Genomic DNA, 12,528 nt, shown 5'->3' with positions numbered 1-12,528 from the left:
CTGTTTATAAGGTATTTCAATTAGACGGAACAGGGAATTCAGCATATACTTATAGGTATACGGTTGGGAGTTTCTGAAGAGGAAAGGACGGACAATAATTATGATATATTTAGATAACGCAGCAACTACCATGCATAAACCACAGGAAGTAATTGATGCAGTAGTGGCCGCTATGAGTTCAATGGGGAACGCGGGAAGAGGCGTCAATGACGCCTCTTTAAGTGCTTCCAGAATTATATATGATACCAGAGAAAAACTATGTCATCTTTTTCATGGTACCAATGCAAGGCAGATAGCATTTACGAATAATTCTACAGAAAGTTTGAATATAGCAATCAAAGGGATCCTTAATCCTGGGGATCATGTGATTACCACAATGTTGGAACATAATTCGGTGTTGAGACCGTTGTATGAGATGGAAGCCCGGGGTGTGAAGCTGACAATTGTGAAGAGTAATGAGCAGGGTACGCTAAACATTCAGGATATTGAGGACGCGATTACAGAAGAGACCAAGTTGATTATCTGTACGAATGGTTCTAACCTTACGGGAAATTATATCGATTTAAAGCCGATTGGCGAGATGGCACATAAGCATGGTGTCCTGTTTGCGGTAGATGCGTCACAGACTGCAGGTGTATTTCCGATAGATGTGCAGGACATGCAGATTGATATACTTTGTTTTACGGGACATAAGGGGTTGCTTGGTCCACAGGGAACAGGTGGAATCTATGTCCGGGAAGGACTGTCAGTTCGTCCGTTGAAGTCTGGAGGCAGTGGAGTGCAGACTTATAGTAAGATACATCCGGCAGAAATGCCTACAGCGTTAGAAGCAGGCACACTGAACGGTCATGGAATTGCAGGACTTCATGCCGCATTGGAATATTTGGAAAAGACAGGAATTGATTCAATACGGAATCGGGAACAGGATTTGATGTGGAGATTCTATGAAGGTGTAAAAGATATCCCAAATGTGAAAATATATGGGGATTTCAGCACGAAGAATCGCTGCGCGGTCGTGACATTGAATATAGGTGATTATGATTCTTCCGAAGTGAGTGATGCACTTCTTACAGAATATAATATTTCTACAAGATCAGGGGGACACTGTGCACCGCTTATGCACGAAGCACTTGGTACGGTAGAACAGGGGGCTGTAAGGTTCAGCTTTTCTCATTACAATACGGAAGAAGAGGTGGATACGGCAATAAAAGCGATCCGCGAATTATCACAAGACTAGAATGGGACAACCATTTTTTGTGTCTGGTGAAAGAGAGAGGAATTTAAAGGAGGAGTAAACATGAATTTATCAGATTCAAAGAAAAAATTAGCGCTGGCCGGCGTTATCTGTGGACTTGTAGCGGCATGTCTGGCAGCATTGGGCAATCCGGCCAATATGGCATTCTGTATTGCCTGCTTCATTCGTGATACGGCAGGTGCATTGGGGCTGCATCAGGCAGAAGTGGTACAGTATGCAAGACCAGAGATTATTGGACTCGTATTAGGAGCTTTTATTATCTCAGTAGCAACGAAAGAATATCGTTCTACAGCAGGCTCATCTCCTATGATCCGTTTTATCTTAGGAATGATCATTGTCATTGGTTCATTGGTATTCCTGGGCTGTCCTCTGCGTATGGTGATTCGTATGTCAGCAGGAGATCTGAATGCATGGGTAGCGTTCATTGGATTTATACTGGGAGTTGGAACAGGTGTTATTGCACTTAAAAAGGGATTCAGCCTTGGAAGAGCACACCTGGTGAATAAAGAAAGCGGAGTTGTTCTTCCGGTACTTATGCTTGGAATTTTGATTCTTGCACTGTGTACATCTCTTCTGAAGGCAAGTGAAGCAGGACCAGGAAGTATGCATGCTCCAATTATTGCATCTTTGATTGGCGGTCTGATTTTCGGAGCTTTTGCTCAGAAGTCCAGAATGTGCTTCGCTGGAAGTATCAGAGATATTATCTTGATGAAGAATTTTGATTTATTTAGTGTAATTGCAGGATTGTTTGCTGTAATGTTGGTGTTTAATGTGGCAACAGGACGTTTTGTCCTTGGATTCAATACACCTGGTATCATCGCACATTCTGAGCATCTGTGGAACATTCTTGGTATGTATACAGTTGGATTTGCAGCTGTTCTGGCAGGTGGATGCCCGCTTCGTCAGTTGATTCTGGCAGGGCAGGGCTCTTCTGATTCAGCGATGACTGTAATTGGAATGTTTGTGGGAGCAGCGTTATGCCACAATTTTGGTCTTGCTGCAAGTGGAACTGCATTAAATGCTGAAACACAGGAAGTTGTTGCAGGAGCAGTGCCGATGAACGGTAAGATTGCATGCATTATCTGTATTGTTGTATGTTTCATCATTGCTTTTACAAATAAGAGAGATGAAGCAAAATAATATTGAAATATTAGCCGATACATAGTATTCTAGGAAAGAAGGTAATAAATATGAAGGAAGTAGATGCAAGAGGTCTTTCTTGTCCAGAACCGCTTATGCTGACAGCAGAAGCGTTAAAAGGAGCTTCTGAGCCGGTGAAAGTACTGGTTACAGAGCCGCATCAGAAGATGAATGTAGAAAAATATGCGAAAGATCATGGTAAAAAACCAGTTTCTACGGAGAAAGACGGATACTTCGAAGTGGTGATTGAGTAGACATGAGAAAAAAAGAACTAAAATTAGTTGTGACGTTCCATACAACTGCAGATGCAATGGCAATGGAAAAGGCATGCAAAGAGCAGAATGTACCGGGACGTATCATTCCGGTCCCGAGAGCAATATCAGCGGGCTGTGGGCTTTCTTGGTGCGCAGATCTTGAAGACAGAGAACAGATTGTATCCATGATGAAAGAGACTGGAATTGAAGAAGAGGCTATGCATGAATGCATGGTATAAAAAAGAAAGTCGAAGTTCAGATGAGCTTCGACTTTTTATATATAAATTTATACTCCTGTTACAAAAGAATCTAACACATGTGGGAGCAATTTGTCACTATATTCGCTCAGAGAATATTTCCCTTTGAAAAGTGCCCAGTCATATAGCATGGCACGTTCATACATGGCGTAAATATTCATAAGCTCTTCGGCGGAACTTGTATTCTTGAATTCTCCGTGTTCCAGCCCTTCTTTCAGAATCTCAGTTATCCATTGGAAATAAAAACGTTTGTGGTCTGACAAAGACTTCTTGTCCTTTGTGATCAATTGTGATGAATAGAGGGAAGCGAGCAAATGGATGTCTACGCTTGTCTCTATCATATAAAACAATTCATGGTTCAAAAACAAAAGTTTATCGTAAGCCGATAAGTTAGGGTCGATGACAGCGGCCAGTTCCTCATATTTTTCGTCAAATAGATAGGATAAAGAATTTAACAGAGCTTCTTTGCCCTTGAAATAATGATAGAAGGTGCCTTTTGATGTCTTAGACGCTGCAATGATATCTTCCACAGTAGTCTTATCGTAGCCTTTTTTGTAAAATAAATTCCATGCGGCTTTTACAATACGGCTTTTGGTGGATTGGCGCTTACGTGGCATCGGCACTCATTCCTTTCTCTTGGTGAATGTATAAAAATAAATGATATCATGATATAAGCAGAAGCGGATTAAATATAATCCGCTTCTGTCCTATACTGTATGCTAATAAAACCCCGATTGTATTTAGCCTACCTGGAAACCATATTTCAATGGATCTGTTGGATCGATCAAGTATGTAGCAACACCTGTCAGATAGCAGCTTCCTGTGATCATTGGGATAACAGCGTCATAATCTGCAACCTTAGTTGTCTCTTTGATTACGCCCTTGAACAGTGATCCAATAAAGCTTTCGTAGATGAATTCTTCGCCTACGCCGATTTCTCCCCAGTGATGAAGAGTAGCAAGTTTAGCGCTTGTTCCTGTTCCACATGGTGAACGGTCTGCCATAGCATCTCCAAAGATTACTACGTTTCTCATAGAAGCTTTGTCTGGATTTGGTGTTGGTCCGTAGAACTCAACCAGGTCAACAGTATCAATGTCAAGCAATGGATGCTTTACAGGGATCTCTTTGTTGATAACATCCAGCATCTTCATACCTAATTTAGTGTATTCTGGAACAGTCTTAGGATTGATCTCTCCAATATCCAGTTTTGTAGTATCAACCAATGCGAAGAAGCTTCCACCGAAAGAAATTGTGAATTCGATTTCTTTTCCGTCGATAGTTACTTTCTGGTTTTCTTTGTAAACAAAAGCAGGTACATTTGTTAATGTTACGCTTTCAACTTTGCCGTCTTTTACGATAGCTTTTGTACGGATAAGTCCAGCTGGTGCATCTAATACAACCTCGTTCTCTCCTTCGTGAGATTCAACAAGACCAGCCTCGATTGCAACCGTTACAGCACCGATTGTACAGTGACCGCACATGTTCAGGTATCCGCCTGTATCCATGAACATTACTCCGAAATCTGCTTCTGGGTGAACCGGTTTGCAAAGGAATGCACCGAACATATCGTGGTGTCCTCTTGGTTCAAACATAAGCGCTGTACGAACCTGGTCGTAATTCTTCTCCATCCATTTTTTCTTTTCGATCATTGTGTTTCCTTCTGGCTCTGGAAAACCACCGATAACGATTCGGCAGAACTCTCCAACAGTGTGAGAATCAACTACCTGCAATGCAGCCTCGAAACGATCGAAATTAACATTTGCCTGTAAAGCCATATCTCTTTACCTCCTTGTTTTTAATTGGACCCATAGATAATATCTATAAGCCGTTTATAAAAACACATAGAAAACCCCCTTGTTTTCTTAGTGCCTTTTTACATATTGCATAAAACTAATTTTTCTAAAACGACAGATTTTTAACAAATAGACTGAGTTCTAGTATCGCGTTCAATTTCTAATTTCATTATGTAGGATAAACCTTGAAAAGTCAATGCTTTTTTGCTATTATAAAAATAAATAAAAACGGTTGAAATATATGGGAAAGTGTGTTATTGTTAATTCGCATGAAATAATATATCTATGGGGGTAGTTGGGTGACTGGTGTGCCCCCTAGTCTTCAAAACTAGTGTTGGGCGTTAAGAGCGTCCTGGGTGGGTTCGATTCCCACATGCCCTCGCCAAAAAAGAAGCAAATGCTGTTAAAAAAATGGCAAATACTCATAGATAAAACTTATAAATAGAAAAATACAAAAATATATGATTGGGGAATAAGTAAACGAAATGGAGAGTTTCGTTTTTGCTTATATTTAAAAAAGAAAAGGAGAATGTGACATGGGAAATGTACAGATTTTATTGCGTCAGCACGTGGGTGCTCCGTGCGCACCGTGCGTTGAGGTAGGGGCAGACGTAAAAAAAGGTACTCTGATTGCTACACCTACAGGACTTGGAGCAAATATTTTCTCAAGTGTTTATGGAAAAGTAGCTGAGATCACAGATGATCGTATTATTATTGAACCAGCTGCTGAACAGCCGGACGAGTTCGTGCCAATTGATGAATCAGTTGGATTGCCGGAAAATGCTACAAAGCTTGATATGGTTAAAGCAGCCGGAGTTGTAGGTCTGGGAGGCGCTGGATTCCCGACAGGAGTTAAACTTAACATCAACCTTGCTGAGACACCTCTTGGAGAAATGAATCCGGAGATTAATCCGGAAATCGATGATGTAGAAGAGCCGGGTAAATACAGCTACATCTTAGTAAATGCAGCAGAGTGTGAGCCGGGACTTGAACACAACATCAGACAGCTTGAAGAACAGTGTGATAAATGCCTTCGTGGTGTAAAATACAGTATGGAGATCACACAGGCTGATAAAGCAATCTTCGCAATTAAAAAGAAAAATAAAAAAGCTGTGAAAACATTGATGGCAGCAATTGAAAATGAAGAGAATATTTCATTGCATCTGCTTCCGGATATTTACCCGATGGGAGAAGAGCGTGCAGTTGTTCGTGAGTGCCTTGGATTAAACCTTGATACAACACAGCTTCCTTCAGCGGCAAGAGCCGTTGTTGTTAACCTTGAGACCGCAGCAAGAATTGCTGAGGCAATTGATGAGAAGAGACCATGTATCAGCAAAAACATGACAGTTCGCGGTAACATCAAAGGTGGAAATGCAGCTCATGTATTTATGGATGTACCGATCGGTGTTTCTGTTGGTGAGATGATCGAAAAAGCCGGCGGACTGGATAAACCGGATGAAGTTGGTGAAATCATCATGGGTGGAGCGTTCACAGGACGTGCAGTAGAGCTTGATGAGCCAACGACAAAGACAACAGGTGGTATCCTTACAACATACAAAATGCCAGACCTTACAGGTAAGAAAGTGGGACTTCTTGTCTGTGCATGTGGCGGTAATGAAGCACGTATGCGTGTGATCGCAGAGAAAATGCATGGTGAAGTTGTGTCTGTATGCAGATGTAAACAGGCAATTGAGAATAAACCGGGTGCACCACTTAAGTGCCTTCGTCCTGGAAACTGTCCTGGACAGGTTAAAAACAATATGCAGTTTAAGAAAGATGGCTGCGAATATATTATCATTGGTAACTGTTCAGACTGTACAAACACAGTTATGGCATCTGCTCCTCAGATGGGACTTAAAGTATTCCATCAGACAGATCATGTTATGAGAGCGGTTGGTCACGCACAGTATCGTCAGCTTACAGTATCTAAATGGGTTGACCAGGATATTGATGTAGAAGACTAGTTATGGTATAAATTGCAGAAGTAAGGAGTGATTCCCCGATATGACTCTTTACGAAGCAATTATATATATGTTAATTATCACAATTAGCGAAGTAATTAAAAGGAGGGAACAATATGTCTATTACAGCTGAAACAGCGAAACAACATGCAAATGATCCTGCAGTGTTATGCTGTAGAGCAGAGGCTGGAATCATTATTGAGCCAGCAAATCTTGAAGATCCAGCAATTTTTGATGAGTTAGTTGACTCTGGATTATTGAATCTTGATGGATGCTTAAAAATTGGACAAATTTTAGGAGCAAAACTTACAAAAACTCTTGATTCTCTTTCACCGCTGACAGCAGATGTTGTTGAGGGAGCAAAAGATTCTGTAGAGGAAGAAGCAGAGGAAGCAGCAGAGGAAGCGGCTCCAGCAGTAGCGGCTCCAGCAGCAGCTCCGGTAGCAGCAGCTCCAGCAGCAACAGCAGTTGCAGGCGGAGTTCTTAAAATCCACATTGGTGAAGGAAAAGATATTGATCTTTCTATTCCGGTTGGTGCACTTGGCGGAGGCGCTGAGGTAGTAGAAGTAGCTCCGGCAGCAGCTCCAGCAGCAGCTCCGGCAGCTGAAGAAGTAGCAAAAGAAGGAAAGGTTGTAAGAAGCCTTACAAGAAAACATTTTGCTATCACAGAAGTTAAGAGAGGACCAGAGACAAAGATCGAAGGAACAGTTCTTACAATCCGTGAAGGTATTGAAGCAGATGTAATTGCTAATTCTGATCTTGTTAAAGATTTCCATCTTGAAATCGTTACACCAAAGGAGTATCACACATATTCTGAGACAATCATGGATGTTCAGCCAATCGCAACAAAAGAAGGCGATGCTAAGATCGGACAGGGCGTTACAAGAGTAATCGATGGCGCTATCATGATGCTTTCAGGAACAGACGAAGGTGGAGTTCAGATCGGTGAGTTCGGTTCTTCCGAAGGATATATGGATGAAAACATTATGTGGGGACGTCCGGGATGTCCAGATAAGGGAGAAATCTTTATCAAAGGTAATATCGTAGTTCAGGAAAAGACAAACATGGAACGTCGTGGACCTATGGCTGCACATACAGCATTTGATATTATCACACAGGAAATCCGTGAAGCATTGAAGAAACTTGAAGAAGACCTTGTAGTAGATACAGAGGAATTCGTTCAGGTTCGTCACCCAGGTCAGAAGAAAGTAGTTATTTGTAAAGAAATCATGGGACAGGGAGCTATGCATGATAACTTCATCCTTCCGGTAGAACCATGTGGAATTCTTGGAGCAAGAGCTAACGTTGACCTTGGTAACCTTCCAGTATGTATGAGCCCATTGGAAGTTCTTGATGGATGTATCCACGCTCTTACATGTATCGGACCTGCATCTAAAGAGATGACAAGACATTACTGGAGAGAGCCACTTGTACTTGAGGCACTTGCTGATCCAGAAATTGACCTTTGTGGTGTAATCTTTGTTGGATCTCCACAGATCAACGCTGAGAAGTTCTATGTATCTGAAAGACTTGGTCAGACAGTAGAAATGATGGACGTTGACGGTGCATTTATTACAACAGAAGGTTTCGGAAACAACCATATCGACTTTGCAAGTCATCATGAGCAGATTGGTATGAGAGGAGTTCCTGTAGTAGGACTTTCATACTGTGCAGTTCAGGGAGCGCTCGTAGTTGGTAACAAGTACATGACAGCAATGGTAGATAACAACAAATCTGAAGGCGGTATTGAGAACGAAATCCTTGGAAACAATACACTTTGCCACGAAGATGCAATTCGTGCTCTTGAGATGCTCAAAGTTCAGATGGCAGGTGAAGTAATTAAACCAGCTGAAAAGAAATGGAATCCGAACGTTAAGGCTACGAACATTGAAGTGATCGAAGATGCTATCGGATCAAAGATTGATCTTGTAGAAAATGAGCAGGCACTTCCACTTAGCCAGAAACGTATTGATAAAGGATACAACTAAGAATAAGGTGTTTTAAATGAATGACGAACGATTGAAATATGGTGACAGAATCATATACATGGAGGGAATCTGTGTTGATGTTGATGATTGCAGCATCAGTGTGGATTTAAAAGGACGATTGGGATTTTTCAAAGCTCCGAAGAGAATGTTTATCTGTGATACTGAACCAAAGATTGGTCAGGAATTTGGATGGCATATGAGTTTTCCGGAGCAGCTTGGTCCTGAAATCCATGAAAAGTACGTCAGTAATTTAGAAAAAGAGCGTCGTAAACAAGCAGAAATGAGCACTCGTTTAAAGAAAGAGGAGGAATAAAAATGAGTTTAACGGTTGTTAAAGGATTACAATCAGAAATCTTCGTTCCAATTACTCCACCGATGGTATGGACACCAGTAGAGAAAGAGTTGAAGGATATGACAGTTGCTCTTGCTACAGCAGCAGGTGTACATCAGGTAGATCAGGAAAGATTTAACCTTGCAGGTGACTTTACTTGGAGAAAGATCGATGATAAATGTCCATCTGATAAATTGATGGTATCTCATGGTGGATATGATAACAGTGATGTTAATAAAGATATCAACTGTATGTTCCCTATCGATAGACTTCATGAATTAGTAGAAGAAGGATTTATTAAGGCTACAGCTCCATTCCATGCTGGATTCATGGGTGGTGGCGGAAACCAGGAAAAATTCAAACATGAGACAGGTCCTGCAGTAGCAGCAATGCTGAAAGAGGAAGGCGTAGATGCAGCTATCCTCACAGCTGGATGAGGTACCTGTCACCGCTCTGCAGTATTGGTGCAGAGAGCGATTGAAGAGGCTGGAATTCCTACAATTATTATTGCAGCTCTTCCACCAGTTGTACGTCAGACTGGTACTCCACGTGCGGTTGCTCCGTTGGTACCTATGGGTGCTAATGCAGGTGGTCCTCACAATGTGGAACAGCAGACAGCTATCGTAAAAGCTACTCTTGAGCAGTTGGTTGAGATCCAGACACCTGGAAAGATCGTTCCATTGCCATTCGAGTATGTTGCTAAAATCTAATATACAACAAACATCAGGAGGGAAATGGCTTGTCCATTTCCCTTTTTAGATTCTTTCATTGATTATAGAAAGAGTAATAAAAAAGGATTGATTTTGTATACTGGTATGATAAAATAAAGACAAGTGAGTTTACGTAGCAAAAAAAGCTAAAGGAGGATATAGAAAATATGACAGTTGAGGAACAGAAATTACGTCGCCTAACCATTAAAGCATATCATATGGATACGGTTGTTGAGGGTGATCGTAATGATATTACAACAGGCGGAAAGATGACTGTTTGTAAAGATATTATCCCGGAATTATTAAAGGATGCAAAGTATATTACAGATATTGATATTCAGGTAATCCAGCCGGGAGATCATGATCGTTGGACCAACACGATCATGGACATTATTCCGATTTCTACAAAAGTGCTCGGAGTATTGGGAGAAGGAATCACACATACAATTACCGGTGTATACGTGATGCTTACCGGTGTAGATGTGAATGGAAAGCAGTGTCATGAATTTGGATCATCAGAAGGTAACTTAAAAGAGCAGCTCGTGCTTAATAAGGCGGGTACTCCGGGAGATAATGATGTGATTATTTCCTTCGATGTTACACTTGCAGCAGGTATGGGACAGGAACGACCGGGTCCGACGGAAGCACATTTGCTTTGTGATAAATTCATTAATATTTTCAGAGAAAAACTGAAAAAATTTAATGGAAATCAGTGTACGGAGAAGCATGTATATCATGATATAGTACGCCCCGGTAAGAAACGTGTTTTGATTATCAAACAGGTCGCAGGGCAGGGGGCGATGTATGATACTCATATGTTCTCGAAAGAGCCATCTTGCTCGATTGGATCAAAATCCATCATTGATATGGGCAATATGCCGGTAATAGTTACACCGAATGAATATAGAGACGGAATTATCCGTTCCATGCAGTAAGAAGGGAGAAGAATATTATGGGAATTGGTCCTTCAACAAAAGAAACATCATTACATCACTTCAGAGACCCGCTTCTTGAGGTGGTTGCAGAAGATACAGACCTTGATCTGCTGGGAATCATGCTTGTCGGTTCTCCGGATGGTAACGAAGACAAGATGCTTGTTGGTACGAGAGCGGCTGTAGCAGCAGAATGTATGCGTGCAGACGGTGTTATCTTGTCCTGTGATGGCTGGGGAAACAGCCATGTCGATTACACAAATACGATTGAACAGATCGGTGAGCGTGGCATTCCTGTTACGGGAATTACCTTTAATGGTACGGTTGCACAATTTGTAGTTGTGAATGATTATCTGGATGCGATCGTAGATATCAATAAGAGCGCGACAGGTGAAGAGACAAATGTTGTCGGTGAGAACAATATGGATCGTATTGACTGTCTGAAAGCGAAAGCGTTATTGAAGCTTAAGATGAGAAAGAAAGATCAGGAAAACAAATAAATAGAAATAACAGATGATAAAGAAAAGGCACGACCTGTATGTCGTGCCCTTTCTTTTTGGTATGTCATTGAGAGGTTTTCCTCGTTGCATTGCAGTTTTGTATATACAAAGCTGGGGAATGCTCCTCATAAAGAGGATGTATATATTTAATTGGAGTTCACCGATGCAAGAACGTTCTTGGGGAAAACGATCGGCAACGGATCAACTGCAATAACAACCAAAATTGTTGTTGACTTAATGCATATGATTTTTCAAAAAAGGCAGTTTCCCTGTCAGGAAAACCGCCATTGGTTATCTTGCATTTAAGTTGTTTTAAATATAGCATTTTTATTTTTGAGTGTCAATAGAAAAAACTATTTTTATGCAACATGGTGAATATATATCAAAATATGCTAAGCTTTTGATGCATCTTTAAAGAAGATACAAGCACATACAACCATAACGACTGTAACGACCCATGTTAAAACAGTAAGTGGAAGTGATGTGATTACAAAGCATGCAATCAATACACCAATGACACCAGTAATAGTAAGTACTAAAGAACTTGCACGATTATATTTTCCTTCTTTTACAAATTTAATACCAGCTGAAGGCATCAGGAAAGCACAAGAACCCATCATAATTGGGAAAGCAATATCTGCACTTAATCCAAGAAGCAGACATAATGCCATACAAGGTGCATACAGACCAAGACCAACGATCATTAAAGCTCCGAGAACAAAGTTTACAAGTACGCCAATTACAAGCTTGACACCTGTCAATCCACTTGCAGTTCCGATGATACCAAAAGGTCCTACTCCAAGAAGCTTGCAGACCATTACAATAGCCAGTGCAATCAATGCGCATCCTAAAGCAATACGTACTTTCTTAAGATCCCATTTTGATACAATTGACGCTCCGATAACTGCTCCCAAGATAGATGCTCCAATCATCAAAACAAGTGTCAAAGGATCAACTGTTACCTTCTGGATAAAAACAGTAGCTTCCACAACAACTGGTATAGCATATGCAACATTTAAAGTACCAGGGATAAGATCGTCAGGACAACTCTTTGTAAACTTGAAAGCTGTTGTTGAAGTTGCATAACTCCCGATACCAAGAGTATCGAAGAAGTTAGCTAACACACCAATAATAATAGTTGGTACGTATTTAACCTCCTTGAAATCTTCTTTGTGTTTAAATATGTCTTTTACATAATAAACACCAAAACCAATTGTCAGTATCCAAAGAACTAAGATTAAAATATGTGCTACACTCATATCTCTCATCCTCCTTAAAATAATATATGAATTGCAGAAACAAAAAAGACCGGTATCCTGATTGGAAACCGGCCTTGGTCATCTCTTATTAGTAGTTTACATGAAAATATAAATAATGTCAATAATATAACGAACATTTGTATAATAT

Annotated in this window: 13 protein-coding genes and 1 tRNA gene; 11 read left to right on the top strand and 3 right to left on the bottom strand. The window is 40.8% G+C overall.

Features of this window, described 5'->3' with window-relative positions; genetic code table 11:
• The first annotated feature begins 100 nt into the window (after positions 1 to 100).
• From JQM81_RS03935 to JQM81_RS03920, 4 genes are read left to right on the top strand one after another with little or no spacing between them, the layout of a single operon-like run.
• Positions 101 to 1,237 (top strand): aminotransferase class V-fold PLP-dependent enzyme, encoded by a 1,137-nt coding sequence (locus JQM81_RS03935; RefSeq protein ID WP_235232240.1) that lies wholly within the window; start codon positions 101 to 103, stop codon positions 1,235 to 1,237.
• 60 nt (positions 1,238 to 1,297) lie between these two features.
• Entirely contained in the window at positions 1,298 to 2,395 is a 1,098-nt protein-coding gene (gene yedE, locus JQM81_RS03930) for a YedE family putative selenium transporter (protein ID WP_235232239.1), read from the top strand.
• Positions 2,396 to 2,445: 50 nt separating this feature from the next.
• Positions 2,446 to 2,649: a sulfurtransferase TusA family protein gene (locus JQM81_RS03925; RefSeq protein WP_235232238.1), complete on the top strand. Its 204-nt coding sequence runs from the start codon at positions 2,446 to 2,448 to the stop codon at positions 2,647 to 2,649.
• Between the two features lie 2 nt (positions 2,650 to 2,651).
• Complete coding sequence (locus JQM81_RS03920) at positions 2,652 to 2,888, top strand: DUF3343 domain-containing protein (protein ID WP_235232237.1); 237 nt, start codon at positions 2,652 to 2,654, stop codon at positions 2,886 to 2,888.
• Between the two features lie 47 nt (positions 2,889 to 2,935).
• Here the strand turns inward: JQM81_RS03920 and JQM81_RS03915 are convergent, their stop codons facing one another.
• Together JQM81_RS03915 and JQM81_RS03910 are read right to left on the bottom strand one after the other, a co-directional pair.
• Complete coding sequence (locus JQM81_RS03915; RefSeq protein ID WP_235232236.1) at positions 2,936 to 3,523, bottom strand: TetR/AcrR family transcriptional regulator; 588 nt, start codon at positions 3,521 to 3,523, stop codon at positions 2,936 to 2,938.
• 123 nt (positions 3,524 to 3,646) lie between these two features.
• Positions 3,647 to 4,681, bottom strand: a complete 1,035-nt coding sequence (locus tag JQM81_RS03910) for a proline racemase family protein (RefSeq protein ID WP_235232235.1) — start codon at positions 4,679 to 4,681, stop codon at positions 3,647 to 3,649.
• A 305-nt stretch (positions 4,682 to 4,986) separates the two neighbouring features.
• On the opposite strand from JQM81_RS03910, the gene JQM81_RS03905 reads away from it, so the two are divergent.
• The 7 genes from JQM81_RS03905 (at position 4,987) to JQM81_RS03875 (ending at position 11,121) form a co-directional block, all read left to right on the top strand.
• Positions 4,987 to 5,084: transfer RNA gene (locus tag JQM81_RS03905), tRNA-Sec, on the top strand.
• A 151-nt stretch (positions 5,085 to 5,235) separates the two neighbouring features.
• Positions 5,236 to 6,663: a proline reductase-associated electron transfer protein PrdC gene (locus JQM81_RS03900; RefSeq protein WP_235232234.1), complete on the top strand. Its 1,428-nt coding sequence runs from the start codon at positions 5,236 to 5,238 to the stop codon at positions 6,661 to 6,663.
• A 113-nt stretch (positions 6,664 to 6,776) separates the two neighbouring features.
• On the top strand, positions 6,777 to 8,648 hold the full coding sequence (gene prdA, locus JQM81_RS03895) for a D-proline reductase (dithiol) proprotein PrdA (protein WP_235232233.1): 1,872 nt from the start codon (positions 6,777 to 6,779) through the stop codon (positions 8,646 to 8,648).
• A gap of 16 nt (positions 8,649 to 8,664) precedes the next feature.
• Positions 8,665 to 8,961 (top strand): CBO2463/CBO2479 domain-containing protein, encoded by a 297-nt coding sequence (locus JQM81_RS03890; protein ID WP_235232232.1) that lies wholly within the window; start codon positions 8,665 to 8,667, stop codon positions 8,959 to 8,961.
• A 2-nt stretch (positions 8,962 to 8,963) separates the two neighbouring features.
• On the top strand, positions 8,964 to 9,689 hold the full coding sequence (gene prdB / locus JQM81_RS03885) for a D-proline reductase (dithiol) protein PrdB (protein ID WP_235232231.1): 726 nt from the start codon (positions 8,964 to 8,966) through the stop codon (positions 9,687 to 9,689).
• Between the two features lie 167 nt (positions 9,690 to 9,856).
• On the top strand, positions 9,857 to 10,624 hold the full coding sequence (gene prdD / locus JQM81_RS03880; RefSeq protein ID WP_235232230.1) for a proline reductase cluster protein PrdD: 768 nt from the start codon (positions 9,857 to 9,859) through the stop codon (positions 10,622 to 10,624).
• Between the two features lie 17 nt (positions 10,625 to 10,641).
• The gene (locus JQM81_RS03875) at positions 10,642 to 11,121 is read left to right on the top strand and encodes a glycine/sarcosine/betaine reductase component B subunit (protein WP_235232229.1); all 480 of its coding nucleotides are present in this window, start codon (positions 10,642 to 10,644) and stop codon (positions 11,119 to 11,121) included.
• A 392-nt stretch (positions 11,122 to 11,513) separates the two neighbouring features.
• On the opposite strand, the gene JQM81_RS03870 is transcribed toward JQM81_RS03875, so the two are convergent.
• Complete coding sequence (locus JQM81_RS03870; RefSeq protein ID WP_235232228.1) at positions 11,514 to 12,380, bottom strand: TSUP family transporter; 867 nt, start codon at positions 12,378 to 12,380, stop codon at positions 11,514 to 11,516.
• Between the last annotated feature and the right edge of the window lie 148 nt (positions 12,381 to 12,528).

The organism is Faecalicatena contorta (genome assembly GCF_021531895.1).
Taxonomy (GTDB): domain Bacteria; phylum Bacillota; class Clostridia; order Lachnospirales; family Lachnospiraceae; genus JAFBIX01.
The sequence above is the reverse complement of the archived record's forward strand: the minus strand, read 5'-3'. Positions and strand labels throughout refer to the sequence as shown.

Excerpts from the sequence above, each read along its gene's own strand:
- JQM81_RS03935 (WP_235232240.1), top strand. The coding sequence starts at position 101 with ATGATATATTTAGATAACGCAGCAACTACCATGCATAAACCACAGGAA.
- yedE (WP_235232239.1), top strand. The coding sequence starts at position 1,298 with ATGAATTTATCAGATTCAAAGAAAAAATTAGCGCTGGCCGGCGTTATC.
- JQM81_RS03925 (WP_235232238.1), top strand. The coding sequence starts at position 2,446 with ATGAAGGAAGTAGATGCAAGAGGTCTTTCTTGTCCAGAACCGCTTATG.
- JQM81_RS03920 (WP_235232237.1), top strand. The coding sequence starts at position 2,652 with ATGAGAAAAAAAGAACTAAAATTAGTTGTGACGTTCCATACAACTGCA.
- JQM81_RS03915 (WP_235232236.1), bottom strand. The coding sequence starts at position 3,523 with ATGCCACGTAAGCGCCAATCCACCAAAAGCCGTATTGTAAAAGCCGCA.
- JQM81_RS03910 (WP_235232235.1), bottom strand. The coding sequence starts at position 4,681 with ATGGCTTTACAGGCAAATGTTAATTTCGATCGTTTCGAGGCTGCATTG.
- JQM81_RS03900 (WP_235232234.1), top strand. The coding sequence starts at position 5,236 with ATGGGAAATGTACAGATTTTATTGCGTCAGCACGTGGGTGCTCCGTGC.
- prdA (WP_235232233.1), top strand. The coding sequence starts at position 6,777 with ATGTCTATTACAGCTGAAACAGCGAAACAACATGCAAATGATCCTGCA.
- JQM81_RS03890 (WP_235232232.1), top strand. The coding sequence starts at position 8,665 with ATGAATGACGAACGATTGAAATATGGTGACAGAATCATATACATGGAG.
- prdD (WP_235232230.1), top strand. The coding sequence starts at position 9,857 with ATGACAGTTGAGGAACAGAAATTACGTCGCCTAACCATTAAAGCATAT.
- JQM81_RS03875 (WP_235232229.1), top strand. The coding sequence starts at position 10,642 with ATGGGAATTGGTCCTTCAACAAAAGAAACATCATTACATCACTTCAGA.
- JQM81_RS03870 (WP_235232228.1), bottom strand. The coding sequence starts at position 12,380 with ATGAGTGTAGCACATATTTTAATCTTAGTTCTTTGGATACTGACAATT.